This is a genomic window from Herbaspirillum sp. NPDC101396 (assembly GCF_044767365.1).
In the GTDB taxonomy this organism is placed as follows: Bacteria; Pseudomonadota; Gammaproteobacteria; order Burkholderiales; family Burkholderiaceae_D; genus Herbaspirillum.
This window is the reverse complement of the sequence record NZ_JBIWNT010000007.1, coordinates 36893-55246: the sequence shown is the minus strand read 5'-3', so window position 1 is coordinate 55246 and position 18354 is coordinate 36893. Positions and strand designations below refer to the sequence as shown.

Below are 18354 nucleotides of genomic sequence, written 5' to 3'. Positions count from 1 at the left end.
GATGCTACTGCTGTTGAATGACGAAAGAGGTGTAGAACACGTCGGTGATCGACGGGCCCTTGCCGCCGCCGGCAAACGGCTCGCCCAACTGATCGATGATCTCGTCGGTGAGGTTGCGCTTGCCTTCGCTGGTCAGCAGCTCGGAAGCCTTCTTGCTCGACAGGACCATCAGCAGACGGCTGCGCACTTGCGGCATGAAGACCTTGAGGCTTTCGGCGGTTTCCGCGTTCGGCACTTGCAGTGTCAAGGCGACTTGCAGGAACTGGTCGCCGGTTTCCTGCTGCAGGTTCACTACGAACGGTTCGATGACAACGAATACAGGCACCTTCGAGGTGGCCTTTTCTTCGGCGTGTTCTTCGTCGGCTTTCTTGGATTTGCCGCCCATCAGCATGAAGGCTGCGCCGCCGCCGATTGCCAGCACCAGCACTGCACCGATGATGATGAAGAGCATCTTCTTCGATTTCGCCGGTGCCGCCTCTGCAGCGTCCGCCCCCTTGGCTGCCGGTTTTGCTGCTTTTGTTGCCATCTAATTTTCCCTTTCGTGCGTGTTCGTTGAGCACATCACAATACTATCGGCAAGAAACCGCCGATATTGATACTGCCGGCTGAACACCTGTTTTTATTGAATGCTGTCCGACTTATGCAAATGTGTCCACGAGGCCTTGGCCGCCACGAGCGACCGGACGAGGCACGACGGCCACATTGACGTCTGTTTCATTGTCGCGGCCGCCAAAGTTCGACGAGTTGCCGCTGGTGCCGCGCGCCTGTTGTTGCTGGTTCGCGCCTTGTTGTTGGTTCGGGTTGCCGGTGTTGACGGTGGCCTGGCCCAACTGGATGCCCGCCTGGTCCATCATTTCGCGCAGCTTTGGCATGGCGGCTTCGAGCGCCTGCTTGACTTCGGGCTGAGCGGTGATGAAGGTCGCATCGGCTTGTTGATTGTTGACGTGCAGGACCACTTGCAATGGGCCCAGATCCGGTGGGTTCAGCGTCAGCGATGCACTTTGCAGGCCGCCGTTGGCCATCCACAGCACCTTTTGGCCGACGGCCTGATCCCAACCCTGGCTGCCGACGGCCGGCGTCAGGCGTTGCACTGCCTGGCCGCTGATGGCGGCTTGCTGGCTCAGGGACATCGCCTGTTGAAGGGCGGGGACCACGGTGGCGGCGGTTGGCTGCACGGGTGTTTCGATTGGTTTGACAGCGACTTCCGGCGTGACCTTGGCGGCGCGGGCTGCAGCGGCGGAGTCCTGCAAATCTGCCTGGAAGGACTTTGCGGTTACCGGCGATTCGGCCTGGCTCTTTTCGGTGGTGGCACGTGTTGGCAGCGCTGACTTGCCGTCCGTTGCGTCTTTTTCGCTGTCTTTCAACGCCGCCAGGTCGAGCGGGTTGTTCTTGCCCTTGCTCTTGTCGTCACCCTCAGTATCGGCCAGGGCAAGGTCGGTCTTCGCCTCGGTGCCGATCTCGCCGATCGGCTTCTTGCCTTTCTGGCCGGCCAGGACATCCATGTCCTGGTCAGTGGTTTTCTTGGACAGCGGCTGAATGCTCATCTGGCCCATGTTGGTGACCAGTGCCAGCATTTGCTGTGCAGAGGCGGCATCGGTAGCGGCGCTGGCGTCCTCGGCAGCCTGGTCTTCATCCTGTTTTTCGTCGGATGAAGCGGTCTTGTCCGTATCCGACTTTGGCGGCGTCGAGGCGGTTGGTGCAGGAGCGGCTTTGACCGGTTCCGGCGACTTGTCCTTGGCGGCATCGCTGGGCTTGCTTTGATTTTCGGTGTTGCGGTTGCTGACTTCCTTGTTCAACACCTGGTTGAACGGAACCTCGGCCGTGAAAGAGTCGGCTTGCGTGGCAGGGCGTGCAGAGTTCTGCAGGTTTGCGACGTTCAAGATCGGCAATTGTGTTTTCATCGTTTCCGCCAGTTCCTAGCCTACCGTTTGTAAAACGTGATCCGCGACGCTTGTTCATCCGTCTGCTTCTGATCACGTCGTGTTTCGCGCAATTGCGCCGTTTGTTTCGCCCGCGTCGCCAGTGTGTCATAAGACATCCGTTTGCGCTCGCATGCCTGCCATGCAGCCCGTGCTTCCGCCACGCGTTGCTGGGCGTTTTTCACCACATTTTGCTGCCCTGTGATGGCGCTGTCGATTTTCTCGATAAACAGCTGAAAATTCCGATAGCTCATCGCCGTCAAACCGGAGGACAGGCTTTCCTGAAAACGCAAGGCATAGTCGTCGCGGTATTGTTCCAGAATGACAAGTTTCTGCTGCGCCTCTTCACTCGTACGAACAGACCGGCCCAAGCGTTTTGTCGCTTCGTCGGTCTCTTTGGTCGCCAATTCGATCAGCGTTTCGAGTGCAGTGGTCGTAGCCATGGTAGCTTTGATTATATTTTCGGGGCGAAGTGCTCAATCACTGGAATAGAGCGGTAAGTTGCCCCAAGCTCTCGGAAACACCTGCGCGTTCCGGGATGCCCTGCTGCAAGAACGCCTCGATACGCGGCATCAACTGGATCGCCTGGTCCAGCACCGGGTCGGATCCGGCTGAATACGCGCCCACGCTGATGAGGTCGCGGTTGCGTTGATAGCGGGAGTACAACTGTTTCAGCCGACGTGTATCGCGCTGATGTTCCGCGGAAGTAATGCTGTGCATGGCGCGGCTGATCGATTGTTCGATATCGATCGCCGGGTAGTGCCCGGCCTCGGCCAGCACCCGGTTAAGCACGATGTGGCCGTCGAGAATCGCGCGCGCCGCATCAGCGATCGGGTCCTGTTGATCGTCGCCTTCGGTCAGGACGGTGTAGAACGCCGTGATTGAGCCGCCGCCGACGTCGCCGTTGCCGGCGCGTTCGACCAGCGCCGGCAGTTTGGCGAAGACGGAAGGTGGATAACCCTTGGTGGCCGGCGGTTCGCCGATGGCCAGGGCGATTTCACGTTGCGCCATGGCGTAACGGGTCAGCGAATCCATGATCAGAAGCACGTTCTTGCCCTGGTCGCGGAAGTGTTCGGCGATCGCAGTCGCATAGGCGGCGCCTTGCAGGCGCATCAGCGGCGGCGTGTCGGCCGGGGCGGCTACGACGACCGAACGGACCATGCCTTCATCGCCAAGGATGTGTTCGATGAATTCCTTCACTTCGCGGCCGCGTTCGCCGATCAGGCCGACCACGATGACGTCGGCGCTGGTGTAGCGGGCCATCATGCCGAGCAAAACGCTCTTGCCGACGCCGGAACCCGCGAACAGGCCCATGCGCTGGCCGCGTCCGACTGTCAGCATGCTGTTGATGGCGCGTACGCCGACGTCGAGGATGTCTTCGATAGGTGCGCGTCCCAGCGGATTGGCGGCGCGCACGCTGAGCGGGGCTGAATTTTCTGTATGCAGCGGTCCGAGATTGTCGAGCGGACGTCCGGCACCGTCGAGCACACGGCCCAGCAATTCATCGCCAACCGGGAGGCGGCGCGAGTGTTCGTCGGTACGGCGGATGTAGGCGATCGGGCCGGTGCGCGGCGGCGGTTTGACTGGCTCGACCGGATAGACTCGGGTGCCCGGCACGATGCCTTCGACATCGCTCTGTGGCATCAAAAACAGGCGTTCATCCTGGAAACCGACGACTTCTGCCTCGATCAGGGTGCCATTTGGCAGCGGGACGGTACACGGGCTGCCGACCGGCAATTTCAGGCCGACTGCTTCCATGACGAGTCCGGCGACGCGGGTAATGCGTCCGGAAAGCTGCGTCGGTTCAGTCATCGCCACCAGGCCGCTGCAATTATGCAGATAGGCCTGCCAGCGGCTGAAATGGGAGGGCATCGGCGAATTCATCGTTGCACCTTGTACACGTTGAGCGAGACAGCGGGGAGTGGTGCGCGCATGGCGCTACTCCAGCCAGTCAAGCTGTTTGCTGAGTGATTCGGCGATGCGGCGCCAGCGCGTCTGCATGGTGGCGTCAACCTGATTGGTGCCGGTTTCCATGCGGCAGCCGCCGCGTTGCAGTTCCGGGTCTTCGACCAGGCGCCAACCGTTCTGGCTGAGCTCTTCGCCGAGATGTTCACGCACCAGTGCAGCATCGTCCGGCTGCAAATAGAGCAGGGCGGGCAACTGCAAGCTTGGCAAGGAATGGATCGCGGCGCTGATGGTCGGCAGGATCAGTTCCGGCTTGACGGTGAGTGCCGTCTTGATCATCGCCTTGCTGATATCGAGACCGAGATTGAGCAATTCGGGCGCCATGGTTTCGCTGGTCTGCGAAACTTCCGTGCCGAACGACACCGCGATCTGGCGCAGGTGCTGGATGGTCTCGTTGATTTCCGTCTGGCCTAGCTGCAAACCGGCCATGTAGCCTTCCGAGCGGCCTGCCTGCATGCCTTGCTGCTGGCCTTCGGCGTAGCCTTCCTGGCGCGCTTGCTCGCGGATGGCCTCGATCTCTTCAAGGGTCAGCGAGGGCGGCGGCGGGATTTCTTCGACAAACTGTTCTTCGGGCGTCGGAATCTCTTCCTGCGGCTCATCGAAGGACGCCATTTCCCAACGCTGGTAAGGCGTCATCTGTTCTTTGGGAATGATGTTGTTTCTTGAAGCCATTTCAGATCCGGTGAGGCTGAGCCATGGATGCAATCGGCGTCATGCGGCCATGGGGGCAGCATGCGCCGGTCGCAGCGGCGTTAGACGAATGCATCTTCGCCCTTCGCGCCGAGCACGATCTGGCCTTCGTCGGCCAGGCGGCGGACGATTTGCAGGATGGCCTTTTGTTGCGCGTCGACTTCCGACAGCCGCACAGGTCCCTTGGATTCCAGGTCTTCCCGCATCATTTCCGCAGCACGTTGCGACATGTTGCCGAAAATCTTGTCGCGCAGCGCTTGCGAGGCGCCCTTGAGTGCGACGATGAGCGATTCCGATTGCACTTCGCGCAGCAGCAGCTGGATACCGCGGCCGTCGATGTCGATGATGTTCTCGAACACGAACATTTCGTCCATGATCTTTTGCGCCATGTCTTCGTCGTAGGCGCGCAGATTGCTCATCACCGATGTTTCGCTCTCGCCGGACATGAAGTTGAGGATCTCCGCAGCAGTGCGGATACCGCCCATTTGTTGCTTCTTCAGGCTTTCGTTGCCGGTCAGCAGCTTGGTCAGCACGTCGTTCAATTCGCGCAATGCCGTCGGCTGCACGCCATCCAGGGTTGCGATACGCAAAATGACATCGTTGCGCAGGCGTTCGGTGAAATTGTTGAGAATATCGCAAGCATGATCGCGTTCGAGGTGAACCAGGATCGTCGCAATAATCTGAGGGTGTTCATTGCGAATAAGTTCAGCGACCGATTGCGCATCCATCCACTTGAGGCTTTCGATGCCGCTGGCGTCGCGACCACCGAGGATACGGTTGAGCAGGGATGTGGCCTTGTCGTCGCCCAGCGCCTTGGTCAGCACGCTGCGGATGTATTCGTCCGAATCGAGGCCGATCGACGAAGCCTGGCCTGTCTCGGCCAGGAAATCATCGAGCACGCCGTTGATTTCCTCGAAACTGATGTTTTTCAAGGTGGTCATGGCCGCGCCCAGCTTCTGGACTTCCTTGGGGCCGAGGTACTTCATGACCTCGGCGGCCTCGTCCTCGCCCAGCGCCAGCATCAGGATGGCACCTTTTTGAACGCCTTCGTTACTCATTGTTCACCCATGCCTTAATGATGCTTGCAACCAGTTTCGGATCGGACTTGGCCAGTTGCTTGACGGATTCGAGATTCTTCTTGTACTCGGAGCGGGCGTCGGCCTCTGCTGCTTCGGGCGACAGCTCGACGATGGCGTCCGGATTGTCCGGATCGTACATCGCGGCGGCGGCTTCGGCGGCAGCCTTGGCTTCGGCTTCGGCGCGTTCCTTGGCTTCGCGTTCTTCGCGGCCGGAGAGCTTCCAGATGATCGGGCGCAGCACGCCGAAGTAGAGGTACAGCAACACGGCCGCCAGCAGGACGTACTTGCCGATTTCCTTGGCCAGCTGGATCATGTCCGGCTGTTTCCACAATGGCAATTCCGGTTCCATCTCGCTGCTGAACTGTGTGTTGACCACATTCAGCGAGTCGCCGCGATCCTTGTTGAAGCCCATGGCTTCCTTGACCAGATCCGATATCTGATTGCGCTCGGCTTCGGTCAGCGGCTTCATCACGACCTTGCCGGTCTGATCCATGGTGCGCTTGTAATTCACCACCACCGCGACCGTCAGACGCTTGACGCCACCCATTGGTTGCTGGACGTAACGTACGGTCTTGTCGACCTCGTAGTTGATCGTCGCGTCTTTATGCGAGGTGCCGGAGCTGGTTGCCGGTGCAGCTGCCGTACCGGCGGCGCCCGCAGTACCCGCTACCGCAGGCGGATTGACGATCGGTGCAGTGGCCGGAGCAGGCGGCTGGTTAGTCAGCGCGCCCGGGATACCGGATGTGCTTGAATTGCCGTTTTGCGATTCGCTGCTTTGCTTGCTGCGAACGGCGGCGGTATCGGCAGTTTGGTTAGGCTTGTAGGTTTCTGCCGCTTGTTCGCTGCGCGAGAAATCGACATCGGCGGTCGCTTCGGCGCGAACGTTGCCCGTGCCGACGATAGGAGCGATGATCGATTCGACGCGCTTGATGATGTCCTGCTGCAGATCCTGAACGTACTTGAGCTGAGTCGGATCAAGGCCGTTGGCGGGCTGCTTGGTGGTGTCCGACAGCAGATTGCCGTTTTGGTCGACGATCGTCACGCTCTTGGGCGACAGCTCGGGAACGCTGCTGGCCACCAGGTGGACGATGGCGCTGACTTGTTGGGCGTCCAGTCCGCGGCCAGGATACAGGCTGAGGATGACAGAGGCGGTCGGCTTTTGCTGGTCGCGTACGAACACCGACGCCTTGGGCAGGGCCAGGTGGATACGGGCCGCCTGCACTGCCGACAGTGATTGAATCGAACGCGCCAGTTCGCCTTCAAGGGCGCGCTGGAAGTTAACTTGTTCAAGGAACTGGGACACGCCAAGTTTCTGGTTTTCCATCAGTTCGAAACCGACGTTGCCGCCCTTGGGCAGACCTTGCGACGCCAGTTTCAGGCGTGCGTCGTGCACCATGGTCTCAGGCACCAGAATGGCGCTGCCACCTTCAGAGTACTTGTACGGCACGTTCATTTGCTGCAGGGACGCGACAATGGCGCCGCCGTCGCGGTCGGAGAAGTTGGAGAACAGGACCCGGTATTCGGTCTTCTGGCTCCACATCCAGATGCCGATCATCAAGGCGATGACCGCTGCTGCAGCGACCATCAGCAGGACGCGGCGCCCCTGGGGCGATTGCGCATAGCGAACGACGCCATTGCGCGGCGGCTCCTGGGACGAATGTTCTCCCGAAGTCGTGCCGTCCGTGGCTGAGGCATTGCTGTCGTTGGTCAGCGTGCCATCGGCTGCTACCGCCATGATTTCCCCTTGCATGTGCTGCCGAGCTTGTGGCTATGTATGATTTGCTTCACTGCTTCCCTACCCATATAGGTTTTTTGCTTAGTGTGGATTGTCCTGCCAGAGCGAAAATTTGATCTCTGGAACAGAATGGCTATTTCCCCGCTTATTGTTGCGAAATGCAGGGGATGGCATGCTAATCTGCCGTTGTAGAAGCGGGAATTGTGATTGCGAGGTGTAATCGCAGATGCTTGATTGAATTCGAAGAGGTGCAAAATTGGCAACGAGTATGATCGATACGAGCAGGATTGAAGCGATGGTGTCCCAGCTGAAGGCTGCTGCTGCGCGCGCTCAAGGAAATGTTGCTCCGGTGGAAAGTATCACCGGCGGCGAAAAACCTGCGTCCAGAGTAGATTTTGCCAGCGTTCTGAAAAATTCGCTCGATGAAGTGAATGCATCGCAAGAAAAATCCAAGAAGATGTCTGAAGCCTTCGCCATGGGCGACGACAACATCAATTTGTCGGATGTGATGATTGCCATGCAGAAATCAAGTATTTCCTTCCAGACCAGTATCCAGGTGCGCAACAAGCTGGTTTCGGCTTATCGCGACATCATGACGATGCAGGTGTGACCGGTATTTTTCCGGCGATTCTTTGCCGTTTATTGTCGGATGAAATAAAAAGAGCTGCCGCGGCAGCTCTTTTTATTGCGCGGCGCATTTTGCGACGCGGGATTACCTGACTTACATCATCCCCGATGCTTTGGCGTTTTGTTCGCGCTCCAGTTTGGTAATGAATCGCTGAACCGCCGCCAGAACGGCGCGGGGGAGATCGACAAACTCGCAGCCGAAGCGATTGACGGTCTTGCCGGAAGTCAGCTTGGCTTCCTTGCAGTCGCGCACCACCAGCTTCACGGTGACGATGGTGTTGTCAGTCATTTCGAGCGAAACGTCTTCGTAAACGCGGCCGACTGTGCTGTCCAGGATCTTCTTTTCATCAGTCAGGCCAACGCCGCCGGCGCTGATATTGTTCAGCAGCGTGACGATCGTGGTGAATGAGCCGTCATCCTGCGTCACGCGGAACGTGCAACGCAAAGGCTTGGCGATCGGCGTGGGAATGCGGAAATATTCGCGGCGCTGCAGGCGCACCAGGCTTTCCGGAATATCGATCTTGAGCGCCGGACGCGACTGGAATTCGCAGTGCTTCGCCCGGTCGACGTTGAACGTGATGCGGATATTGTTGTACAGCGCTTCAAAACCGATGCGGTTGCTTTGCAGGATGCTGAGATTGAGCGAGGCGCTTGGCGCCGCGTCGATGACGACGCTGTTCGCGTCTTCATCGATGTCCAGAATCGACGTGATAATAGACTCTGAGCCACCCTTGATGAGCAGGCTCAGCAGCTGATTGCGTTCCATCATGCTATTCAGCAGGGATACGATTTCCCGGCGCGAATGTACGCGGTACGGGCTGTCGTCTTTAATCTCGTCGTTGTTTGCCATCTGTGCGTCTATGCGTCTCAAATCAAAGGATAGAAGGGTAGACTTATATCCCAAAAGGGCAGTATTTAATCTAACCCCTAATCATACATCACTGCGGTCCAATTGCATATTTTCAATGCGGTACAACCAAGCCAAAAGTTCCGCCACCGCACGATAAAGAGCGGGAGGAATTTGCTGGTCGAGGTCCACCTGCATCAGCAGCGAGACAAGTTCCTTTGATTCGTGCACAAATACGCCGCTTTCCTTGGCGCGCGCGATGATGGCTTCGGCGACCAGGCCGCTGCCTTTGGCGACGACCTTGGGGGCCGCCTGATTGGTATTGTAGGCCAGCGCAACAGCATTCTGGTAGGGCAGCTTAGGCTTGTTCATCCCGTTTCACAATCAAGGAGTCGAGAGAAGAGCCGGCCGCTTCCATGGATTCGGACAGCATGCGGCCGTTGGCGCGCAAGGCCGCTGCGGTGACATCGTTGTCGGTGCGCACCTGCATGTGGATCTGCTGGCCGATAAGTCGTATCGAAGCTGATACCGCCCCCAGATGTTCGAAGTTGAAGCGCACCACGCTGTGCCAGGAGGGCGCGTGTTCGTCTTCCTGGGGGGCTTGCTGCTGCTGGTCAGGGCTATCCCGATGGATTTCCCATTCCATCTGCTGGCCTGGCCAGACTTCACCATGCCAGACGATGCGTTGTTGCTCCAGCGCATTGAGTTGGAGGTTGATCAACTGCCCCATTTGCGTATTGGCGGGGTCCGTGGTGTTGAGCAGGCTGGCCACTCCGGACTGCGTCTGCTGCGCCAGTTGCGCCTGGGGTTCTTTGAGCAGTTCCGCCATCGGTCGCTTGCCGTCGGCCCATTCGGCCACATGGGACTCGTAAAAAGCGCCGCTCAAGGCGACCGAGTCGCGCAGGGCGTCTGCCAGTTGCGGGGTGTTACTGGTCGGATTGGCGACCAGCGGGCGGCTCGGCTTGATGGCGCTGGGCAGGTCGCTTTCTTCGGAGGCGTGGAGCAGGGCGTCGACTAGCTTGCCGGCGCTGCTGAGTGAGGTTTTGGTGCTTTCGGGCGCAAGCTGGTTCGGCGCTGCATTCTTGGCGTCGCCCTCGTCGAGCTGATTGTCGCGCGCACCGACGTTGGTGAGGCCTTGCTGAGTCGCCTTGAGCGACTTCATGTCCTTTTCCATCGCCCGGCCGGCAGTGCTCAGCGAGACTTCCGTGCTCTCCTCATCCTCGCCGCGGAAACTTTCGGTCAGCAGGAAAGTAGGGCGCGGATCCTTGCCGACCATGGTCAGCTGGAGTGTGTCGCCGGTGCGCGTCGAGGTCGGCAAGACCATGCGCGCAGCAGTATTGGCGATGCGAACGAGATAGCTACCGTCGTTGTAGGTAGAGAGAACTTTGGCCTGCAGTTGCTGGCCGTTGGCGATTTGCGCGAGGCGGCTGAAGGCTTCCTGCTTTGCGTCGGCGACCGAGACTATCGCCGTTGGCGCATCGACGGCGGCTACGGGCTGGACGGTCATCGCTATGTCGGCCCGGGGAATCATTGCTAGCCTCGTTGATTCATGCCGTAGGTATTGGCCAGTTTTCTCTCAGTGCTGGTGCTCTGTATCAGGGACGAGAGTTTTTGCAGGCCTGGTTCAGTGAGCTTGCGGATGTCGCGATCGTCTTCCAGGATTTTTTTCAAGATCTCGATCTTGCGGTCACGTCGGTCGTCGCTGAGCACGACCTGCAGTTCGTTGCGCTTGAGAAAGTCGACGACATGCGCGCAGTCGGCTTCGAGCTTGGTCAGCAATGCCCAGTCTTCCTTGCGTGCTGCGGCCAACATCTGGTCGGTCAGATCGGCAATCGACTCGTAAAGGGAAATGACTTCTGCACCGTCCATGGTGTTTTGCTTTCGGGTGACTGTGAGTGAAGAATCGTCGATTGCCGCAATCAGGCAGCTGCCTGCGAGCTGTCAGCCGCATTCGGAGTAATTTGTTCCCATGCTTCGCGCAGCCCGTCGAGCAAGCCATGCACTTCATCCAGCGTTTCCTGCGAATTCTCGATATTCGCCGACAGCAGGCGGCGTCCCATGTACTCGTACAGCGCATCGAGGTTCATGGCGATCTCACCGCCGACATTTTTGTTCAGACTGGCGCGCAAGCCGCTCTCGATGATCAGAATGGCCTTGGTGATCGATTCGCCCTTGTTCTTGATGTCGCCGGCTTTCATGTATTTCTGGCCCATCGCGATCGCAACGAGGGCGCCATCAAACAGCATGGTGATCAGCTTGTGCGGACTTGCTGCGATCACACCGGTTTCAACGCCGATATTCGCATAGGCGTTTGCGCCTCGTTGCATGGTTCCGAACATTATCCTCTCCTGTGTTCGCTTAACGATCAGCTGCTGGCTTTGGGCAGGTTGGCCAATTGCTGCGTCAGATAGCTTTGCGTAGCCGCCATGCTGGCCAGCGTCAAGTTCAGTGCATTGAACTGATTGGTGTATTGATCCTGCATACTGGTCAAGCGGGTGTTGATGACAGTCTGGCGATCCGTGTTGATCTTCAGGCTGGCCTGCAATCCCTTGGTCTTGGTATCAATAATACCGCCATCGGCGAGGAAGCCGTCGACCAATTTTTGTACGTTGGTCAAAATACCATTGGTTCCGGTCGTCGTGCCATCGGCGTTGGTAGTCGCGGTCGATGTGAATAAATTGGCAATGCCCGCAAAATTCTTGGTGGTCGCAGTCGACAATTTGGTCGCATCCAGCGCCAGCGTGCCGTCTTTCTGGAACCCGATGCCGATGTCGGTCAGCGAGCTGATGCCGCTGCCGCCTGGAACGTTGCCCAGCAGCGCGCTGCGCAACTGGGTCAGGATGCTTTGTACCGAGCTCTCGCTTGCCAGTGGCGAAGAGGTACCAGCCTGGCCGAGCGTGGTCGCCGGCGTCTGTTGGGTGAGGGAGGTGATGGCCTTCGCAAGCGCGTTGTACGCGGAGACGAAGGTGGTCGCAGTGGACGTCACGCCGGTCGTGTCGTTGGAAATGCTCAGTGAGAAATTGTCCGCCGCCGTGGTGACCTTGGTCAGATTCAGCGTAACACCCGAAATGGCGTCCTTGACTGTATTCGACGGGCTGGTGACGGTGGTGCCGTCAATGCTCAGTTTCGCGTCTTGCGCAGCTTGCAATTGTCCCATCGTGCTGCCGGACAGATTGGCGAAGTCGCCAGTGCCCGTCAAGGACACCGGGCTGGTCGCGCCGGTGCCGGATGGCGTCAGGACCAGATGGTCTTGCGTGCCGTCATTGGTGATGCTGGCAGTCACGCCGGCATTGGCGGTATTGATCGCGTCACGCACGTCCTGCAGGGTTTTGCCTGCGCCGGACAGGGCGACACTGGTGGTCGTATTGCCGACTTTCAGCGTCAATGCTCCGGTACCTGCGTCATACGTCTGCCCTGTGGCGACACCTGGCGACGAATACTTGCCACTCGGGTCGAAGGTCAGCGCCGAATAGCTGCCGGTGCCGGTAACACGAATTGAGTTGGCGGAGCCGCTGTCCTTGGCTGTGAGAACCAGATGGGCAGCTGTGCCGTCGCTGACGATGGTAGCGCTCACGCCCGCATCACTTGCATTGATCGCATCGCGTACGCCGGCCAGCGTGTTGGTCGCCGGTTTGATGATGGCGGTCGAGCCGGTGCCGGTCTTGATTGCCAGAATGCCCGAGTCAAACGAGTAGCCGGCAGCAAAACCGGTGGACGTGATTTTTTGCGCCTGCGCCAATTGCGACACCGACACGGAATAAGTACCCGAAGCCGCCGCAGTGGCATCGCGTGGCGCTTGGATTTGCGTCACAGTGCTCGGCGTAGAGCTCGACGGATCGTAAGCCAGGCCGGCCAGGCTGTTGTTCGCCTGCACCTTGATAGTGTTGGCGGTCCCGGCAGTGTTCGATTCCATGACCAGGTGATCGCCCGTGCCGTCGGTCACGATGCTGGCGGTGACGCCGGCCTTGGAGGCATTGATCGCATCACGGACGCCGGCCAGGGTGGCATTGGCCTGCAAGGTAACGAAGGTCGGCGGATTGGTGCCGATTTTGATCGCGACAGAGTCGCCGGCAGCGAACTGTTGCGAGCTCGGGTAACCGGCAGACTGAATCTTTTGCGCCAATACCTTGGTGGAGTCGTCGGTGTTCACGTCGGCTGTGAACGGATCAGTCGTCAACGTCGTGCCGGTACCGCTATTGGACACAGTGGACTTTTGCGCAGCAAAACTGGCAGCAGTCAGGCCCTTCAGGGCGCTTTGGTATGTGGAAACCGCATTTTTCAGATTTCCGTAAGCGGAAATCAGACTGTTATAGCTGCTGGCTTGCGAGGTAAGCGGATCGAGAACCTTGGCCTCAGCACCCATCAGTTTGGAAACGAGGGTCGCTACGTCGAGGGGACCTGCCGAGGTTGAAATTGTCCCGGTAGAGGTGGCCATGCTATCTCCTGAAATCTATGCGCTGAGCGCAAAATGCGATGCTGAAATCAGACAAGAGTGATAAAGCTGGCTGGCTTCACATCAATTGAGTGTCAACTCTTGATGGGGTTCTGATGACATGCAACAGAAAAACAAAAATCTGTTATGAACTACCGGGGCGAAATATATCATGCGCAAATATGGCGCTTGCGCATGCATATTAAAATGCTCCAACAGTTCGTAGCAGACTTACGCCTTGTGATTGATCAGCAAACCTTGCATCTTATCAATCGACTTTGCGATAGCAACAGCTTCTTCGGTCGGAATCTGGCGAATGACGACGTCGGTTGCCGTATCGACAACTTTCACAATCGTTTTACCGGTTTCCTGATCGCGCGAAAAATTGAGGTCCGATGCATTCTTGCTTGCAAAGTCATTCAATTTATCAACAGCATCAGCCACATCGCTTTCGGTGGAACGTTGCGCTTGCGGGGTTGCTGCAGGCGCAACTGTCGATACCACTGGATCTGGTTTTGTATTGGACGGCTGCACCGGCGTGTACGAACCAGAGTCGCCTGCAGCAGTGATATTAAGCGGGGAAATCGACATGTTTTTACTCCTTCATCAAGGCATATGCGGAGAATACTTGCATATTCTCCGCATATTATCCTACATGGCTCTTAAGACTACTTCAACAGAGACAGGACGCTTTGCGGTGCGGAGTTCGCCTGCGAGAGCATCGCCGTACCTGCTTGTTGCAGAATTTGCGCACGTGTGAGGTTTGCAGTTTCTGCCGCGTAGTCGGTATCCATGATACGGCTGCGCGAGGCGGTGATGTTTTCGCTCGAAATCTGCAAGTTGCTGATAACGGCGCTGAAGCGGTTTTGGACCGCACCGAACTCTGCACGCTTGGACGAGATCAGGTTGATCGCGTTGTCCAGGTTCTTGATCGCTTTTTGCGCATCGCTTTGTGCCGATGGATCGGCGATCGCCTTGTCCAGGGACAGCTTGGCGGTGTCGATAGCGCTTTGCAGAGTCACAGCAGAAGCTGCCAGTGCTGTCGATGTCATTGTCGAACCTGTTGCGAACAGGTTGTCCAGAGCTGCCTTGGCCGAAGTGTAAGTCACTTGAGCAGCGTCAACCGAAGTTGTCACGCCCAGACCGATCAGACCCTTGGCGCTGGTACCGATAACTGTCGAGATGGTCTTGTCGTTGGACAAGTCGGACAGCGAGATGCTGATTTGGTCGTTCAGCTTGTTGTCGGTAACGTTGGCGCCGACTTGGAAAGTCAGTGTCAGGGAAGCCGAAACGTTGGCGTTATCGGAACCTGTGCCAGCGCTGGCGCCGGAACCGATACCTGTGAACAGGTTTTGACCGTTGAAGTTTGTACCGTTCAGAACGCGGAATGTTTCATCCGACAGTTGCTTGTATTCGTCGTTCAGAGTCTTGCGATCCTGAGCGCTGTTCGAACCGTTCGAAGCTTGGACAGCCAGTTCGCGCATACGTTGCAGGTTGTCGGTAACTGTGCTCAGTGCGCCTTCAGCGGTTTGAGCCAGGGAGATACCGTCGTTGGCGTTACGTTGCGCAACTGCCAGGCCTTTGACCTGAGCATTCATGCGGTCGGCAATTGCCAAGCCTGCAGCGTCGTCTTTTGCGCTATTGACGCGCAAACCGGAAGACAAACGTTGAATCGAAGTGTTCAACGACGATTGCGAGGTGTTGAGGTTGCGTTGCGTGTTAAGCGACGCAATATTGGTATTAATGACTGATGCCATGTTAATTCTCCTAAGATTTGAGGCCGATAAATCCGAGTTTCAGTGCTTAACTTTGGTTTTTACCTAAAGCCTCAGGCGTTCAAACCGCTGTTGTTAGCTATATCGGACGGTATCGGAAAAAGTTTAATGTTTATCGCAAAAAAATTTTTCCAATGCTGTCCGACCTAAAACTGCGTGCTTCTATACGTCAAGCAAATCTTATTTCGACGCTATTTAAGAAAACTTTAGCTGGTATTCCGGGAAAAGTTCCAATTTTGATGCTTCGGGAGATGGCGGGGGATTGCGGCGTGGTGTTTTTGGGGGCTTGCCGCATCGCTTGGATGCGGCAAGTGTTTGATTAGGAAGGATTTTTCTTTTTCTCTTGTGCCAGAATCGCAAGCTCTGAAGCCACTTTGTCGATAACGGTAGGCCAGTCGTTGCGGCTTTGCTGGCGGAACAGGCGCATGCTTGGATACCACGGCGAGTCCTCGCGGTCATTCAGCCAGCGCCAGTCCGGGGTGTGGGCCAGCAACGTCCAGGTTGGCCGGCCGAGCGCGCCGGCCAGATGGACCACCGAGGTGTCGACGCTGATAATCAGATCCAGATTAGCCATCGCTGCGGCCGTATCGGCAAAGTCGTTAAAGGCGTCGCCTATATTGTATACAGGCAGTTCTTTGGGAAGCTTGGCCAGTTCCGGTGTGGCCAGTCCTTTCTGGATGGAAAAGAATTGGACGCCAGGTGTATTGAATAGCGGTGCGAAGGTCTCCAGCGGAATCGAACGCTTGCGGTCATTGCCGTGCTCCGGATTGCCGGCCCATACGAAGCCGACGCGCAAATCGCCGGTATTGCCGGCAAGCGAGTCCATTTTGTCTTTCCAGCTCTTGACGTCCAGCGGATCTGCGGACAGGTAGGATGGATAGGATGGGATATCTTCGACACGATCAGTGCCGAGGGCGTGCGGCAGGCTCATCAGCACGTAAGCGCAGTCGCATTTGGGCAGCGGATCGTTCTCGCGCACCAGGGTCACCTGATCGGACACGCTGCGGAACAGGCGAGCGAGCGGATCTTTCACATGCAGGGCCACGCGGGCGCCTTGCTCCAGCAGCTTGTGGACGTAGCGGACGAACTGGATGCTGTCGCCGAAGCCTTGTTCGTGCATCAGCAGGATGTACTTGCCCTTGAGCGAGGATTTGCCGTCCCATTTCGGGATCAGGCCGAAAAGCTTGTGGATCAATTTATAGACGTAGCGACGCTCTTTGACTTCCAGCCGGCTTTCGTGATTGGCCCAGCCGTCTTTCAGGTCGCCGGCCAGAAGTTGTCCAAGCGCAAGATTGTGCTGCGCGGTCAGGTAGTTGGGCTTGAGCGCGAGTGCATCCTTGAAATATTGCAACGAAGACACCGTCTCGCCGTAGTCATACATTGTTGCGCCGATATTGTTGAGCGTCACCGGATGCTTGGGATCGACCTCAAGCGCCTGGTGGAACAGCGCCATGGCCTCTTCGTAGCGATCCTGATGGGTGAACAGGCTCGATGCGAGTTTGGTGTAGCTGTTCGGATCCTTGGGCGCCAGCTCCAGGACGCGCCGATAGTGCTCGTTGGCCTTGTCGTAGTCTTTTTGCTTGATGTACGTGTCGGCTATCTTGTTTTGCGCGTAGATGTCCGTGGGGTCCAGCAGCAGGGAGGTCTTGTGGCATTCCAGGGCATCCTTGAGCATGTCCATTTCCTGGAAGGCGATGCCCAGGTTGGTGTGTGCCGGAGCGAAATTGATTTGCAGTTGCAAGGACTTGAACAGGACGCCGACGGCCTCCTTGTATTGCTTTGCATCGATCAGGGCCTTGCCCAGGTGGGACAGCGGGCCGGGCGCATCGGGATTGCGTTTGACGGCGTCCTCGAAGTAGGCGATCGAGGCGTCAGGATCGTTCTTTTCGTGCAGGGCGTTGGCCAAGCCGATGCGTGCATCTTTGTTCTCGCTGTTGAGCTTGATGGCTTCTTCGTACAGTGCGATGGCATCATCGATCCTGTCCTGGTTGAGGACGGAGGTCGCCAGGTTGGCAACGTATTCGGAATTTTTCGGGTCTGCCGCCACGGCTTTGCGCAGGGCTGCCTCTGCCGTGACATAGTCATTCTTATGCATGGCGATCAAGCCCCAGGCATGATTGGCATAGACAAGATTCGGCGCGCGCTTGAGCACCTGGGCGCATAGTACTTTTGCCTCGTCGACCTTGTGATCGTCCAGCAAGCTCAGGCACTCTCTTACGGCCAGGAGATCTTTGACATTGGGTTGAGTGCTCTTGTTGGCGGGCTTGTTGCTGCTACGCGTTGACATTGTGATTCCTTGCCGGATTAAGTAGTTGTGCTGCTTTGCGAGCGGAAGAGTGTCTTGTAGTGCTTGATCCGGTCGCAATAAGCTGTGCATATCATATGATGCAATTCCGGTTTCGATCTTGCAAACAGACGTAAAAAAAGCCCGCGATTTAGCGGGCTTTATCTGGGTGCTGCTCGCGACTGGATCAATTCCAGCTGCGCAGCAAGCCGACGGCCAAGCCTTCCAGGGCGAAGTTTTCCTCTTCGGAAGAGACCTTGATCACCTTGAAGTCGGGATTTTCAGGCAACAATTCAATCAGTGAGCCGGTCTTGCGATAGCGCTTGACGGTAACGTCGTCACCAATGCGCGCCACGACGATCTGTCCGTTGCGCGCCTGATCGGCCTTTTTTACCGCGAGAAGATCGCCGTCCAGAATGCCGGCATCGCGCATCGACATGCCGCGCACCTTCAGCAAGTAGTCCGGCTTGGCCGAAAACAGCGCCGGGTCGACGTTGTAATTGCTCTCAATATGTTCTTGCGCCAGGATCGGCGAGCCGGCGGCGACGCGGCCGACCAGCGGCAGCTGCATGAGTGCAGGGTGGGGCAGCGCCATCTGGCGGCCAGGATTGGTAATCGATCCATCTCGCAGGCGGATTCCGCGCGAGGTGCCCGGAGAAATTTCGATGGCGCCTTTGCGCGCCAGCGCCTGCAGATGCTCTTCGGCGGCATTGGCGGAGCGGAAGCCCAGCTCATTGGCGATTTCTGCTCGTGTAGGCGGGAAGCCGGTGTTTTCGATGGCGTCTTTGATCAGATTCAGAATCTGTTCCTGGCGAGCGGTCAGTTTGAGCATGTCGGCTTTCGGGGAAGTTATGCTGGTTGCATAAACAGTCTGTATTTTTATACAGTTATAAAGCAGTGTCAATCTGCAATATTGAAATCATGTCATCGACCGTTTTCCGATCTGTGGGCGCTGTTCCACGGCAAATGCCTGAAAGCATTGAGGTTTTTGGCATTCTGGT

At 57.5% G+C, this 18354-nt stretch carries 18 protein-coding genes; 1 reads left to right on the top strand and 17 read right to left on the bottom strand.

Annotated features, from left to right (window positions below; genetic code table 11):
* Positions 1 to 4: 4 nt before the first annotated feature.
* The 7 genes from fliL to fliF all read right to left on the bottom strand — a co-directional run bounded on the left by fliL (position 5) and on the right by fliF (position 7388).
* Positions 5 to 526 carry a flagellar basal body-associated protein FliL gene (gene fliL, locus ACIROY_RS22210; protein WP_402278684.1) on the bottom strand — a complete coding sequence of 174 codons (522 nt, stop codon included), beginning with the start codon at positions 524 to 526 and terminating at the stop codon, positions 5 to 7.
* A 112-nt stretch (positions 527 to 638) separates the two neighbouring features.
* Positions 639 to 1901 (bottom strand): flagellar hook-length control protein FliK, encoded by a 1263-nt coding sequence (locus ACIROY_RS22205; protein ID WP_402278686.1) that lies wholly within the window; start codon positions 1899 to 1901, stop codon positions 639 to 641.
* A gap of 20 nt (positions 1902 to 1921) precedes the next feature.
* A complete protein-coding gene (gene fliJ, locus ACIROY_RS22200) occupies positions 1922 to 2362 on the bottom strand; it encodes a flagellar export protein FliJ (RefSeq protein ID WP_053197188.1) in 441 nt (146 codons plus the stop codon).
* A gap of 37 nt (positions 2363 to 2399) precedes the next feature.
* Positions 2400 to 3803, bottom strand: a complete 1404-nt coding sequence (gene fliI / locus ACIROY_RS22195) for a flagellar protein export ATPase FliI (RefSeq protein ID WP_402344278.1) — start codon at positions 3801 to 3803, stop codon at positions 2400 to 2402.
* Positions 3804 to 3857: 54 nt separating this feature from the next.
* On the bottom strand, positions 3858 to 4556 hold the full coding sequence (gene fliH / locus ACIROY_RS22190) for a flagellar assembly protein FliH (protein ID WP_402278689.1): 699 nt from the start codon (positions 4554 to 4556) through the stop codon (positions 3858 to 3860).
* A gap of 80 nt (positions 4557 to 4636) precedes the next feature.
* Positions 4637 to 5632 (bottom strand): flagellar motor switch protein FliG, encoded by a 996-nt coding sequence (gene fliG / locus ACIROY_RS22185; protein ID WP_402278691.1) that lies wholly within the window; start codon positions 5630 to 5632, stop codon positions 4637 to 4639.
* Positions 5625 to 7388: a flagellar basal-body MS-ring/collar protein FliF gene (gene fliF, locus ACIROY_RS22180; protein WP_402278693.1), complete on the bottom strand. Its 1764-nt coding sequence runs from the start codon at positions 7386 to 7388 to the stop codon at positions 5625 to 5627. The genes fliG and fliF overlap by 8 nt, the downstream gene beginning before the upstream one ends.
* Positions 7389 to 7656: 268 nt before the next feature.
* Between fliF and fliE the strand changes: the two genes are divergently transcribed.
* Positions 7657 to 7998, top strand: coding sequence for a flagellar hook-basal body complex protein FliE (gene fliE / locus ACIROY_RS22175; RefSeq protein WP_402278695.1), 342 nt, complete (start codon positions 7657 to 7659; stop codon positions 7996 to 7998).
* A gap of 111 nt (positions 7999 to 8109) precedes the next feature.
* Here fliE and ACIROY_RS22170 read toward each other — a convergent pair whose 3' ends face one another.
* The 10 genes from ACIROY_RS22170 to lexA form a co-directional block, all read right to left on the bottom strand.
* Positions 8110 to 8865, bottom strand: coding sequence for a flagellar brake protein (locus tag ACIROY_RS22170; protein WP_402278697.1), 756 nt, complete (start codon positions 8863 to 8865; stop codon positions 8110 to 8112).
* A gap of 81 nt (positions 8866 to 8946) precedes the next feature.
* Positions 8947 to 9234, bottom strand: a complete 288-nt coding sequence (locus tag ACIROY_RS22165; protein WP_402344275.1) for an EscU/YscU/HrcU family type III secretion system export apparatus switch protein — start codon at positions 9232 to 9234, stop codon at positions 8947 to 8949.
* Positions 9221 to 10393, bottom strand: coding sequence for a flagellar hook-length control protein FliK (locus ACIROY_RS22160; RefSeq protein ID WP_402344272.1), 1173 nt, complete (start codon positions 10391 to 10393; stop codon positions 9221 to 9223). Before ACIROY_RS22160 ends, ACIROY_RS22165 begins: the two co-directional genes overlap by 14 nt.
* A 2-nt stretch (positions 10394 to 10395) precedes the next feature.
* Entirely contained in the window at positions 10396 to 10731 is a 336-nt protein-coding gene (locus ACIROY_RS22155) for a flagellar protein FliT (protein ID WP_402278703.1), read from the bottom strand.
* A gap of 50 nt (positions 10732 to 10781) precedes the next feature.
* The gene (fliS, locus tag ACIROY_RS22150) at positions 10782 to 11201 is read right to left on the bottom strand and encodes a flagellar export chaperone FliS (protein WP_402344269.1); all 420 of its coding nucleotides are present in this window, start codon (positions 11199 to 11201) and stop codon (positions 10782 to 10784) included.
* A 26-nt stretch (positions 11202 to 11227) separates the two neighbouring features.
* Positions 11228 to 13297, bottom strand: coding sequence for a flagellar filament capping protein FliD (gene fliD / locus ACIROY_RS22145; protein ID WP_402344266.1), 2070 nt, complete (start codon positions 13295 to 13297; stop codon positions 11228 to 11230).
* 228 nt (positions 13298 to 13525) lie between these two features.
* The gene (locus ACIROY_RS22140; RefSeq protein WP_402344263.1) at positions 13526 to 13885 is read right to left on the bottom strand and encodes a flagellar protein FlaG; all 360 of its coding nucleotides are present in this window, start codon (positions 13883 to 13885) and stop codon (positions 13526 to 13528) included.
* 77 nt (positions 13886 to 13962) lie between these two features.
* Positions 13963 to 15051: a flagellin gene (locus tag ACIROY_RS22135; RefSeq protein WP_402344260.1), complete on the bottom strand. Its 1089-nt coding sequence runs from the start codon at positions 15049 to 15051 to the stop codon at positions 13963 to 13965.
* A 337-nt stretch (positions 15052 to 15388) separates the two neighbouring features.
* Entirely contained in the window at positions 15389 to 17356 is a 1968-nt protein-coding gene (locus tag ACIROY_RS22130) for a tetratricopeptide repeat protein (RefSeq protein ID WP_402344257.1), read from the bottom strand.
* A 184-nt stretch (positions 17357 to 17540) separates the two neighbouring features.
* On the bottom strand, positions 17541 to 18185 hold the full coding sequence (gene lexA, locus ACIROY_RS22125) for a transcriptional repressor LexA (RefSeq protein ID WP_402344254.1): 645 nt from the start codon (positions 18183 to 18185) through the stop codon (positions 17541 to 17543).
* Between the last annotated feature and the right edge of the window lie 169 nt (positions 18186 to 18354).